The 443-nt window shown below is 40.0% G+C and carries 1 protein-coding gene; it reads left to right on the top strand.

Annotation, left to right across the window (positions count from 1 at the left end; translation table 11 throughout):
- A partial coding sequence (locus A8L45_RS23460) for a hypothetical protein (protein ID WP_217492223.1) occupies positions 1-267 on the top strand: 267 nt, incomplete at its 5' end.
- Positions 268-443 lie beyond the last annotated feature (176 nt).

Here is a 443-nt window from a genome sequence, read left to right as displayed (position 1 = left end):
AATGCCAGCCAACGGTTTAACGACAAGTGCATATCCGGCCTTATGGCTCATGAGACACGTTCACTTCATAACTTACTTCACTCATCGGCTCTGGCCACTGCATTGGTCCCAGAGATGGGCTATCAAAAAGTCGCCGACATTGTTAGAGATAAGCATCAGCCATCAAGGAGCTTTATGGATACACTTGAACAAGAGGGATTAATGACAAAAGAACAGGCTGAAGACTGCCTGCAAAGAAGTGTGGCACGCGATAACTCAATAGAGTGACAGAGTAGCTGTTACTCATTGAATCGGATAATACCCTACTTTTTTAGGATATTATCCGCAACTGAGTCTTAGTTTAATACAGAATACCCATTAACATATGCATTCACTTTTTAAGTAATAGATACATAAGGTTTACTTATATTGTTTCGTGGTCAGTGTTATATATTAATACCATG

Origin of the sequence: Veronia pacifica (genome assembly GCF_001707825.1) — a bacterium.
Lineage (GTDB): Bacteria > Pseudomonadota > Gammaproteobacteria > Enterobacterales > Vibrionaceae > Veronia > Veronia pacifica.
The sequence above is the reverse complement of the archived record's forward strand: the minus strand, read 5'-3'. Positions and strand labels throughout refer to the sequence as shown.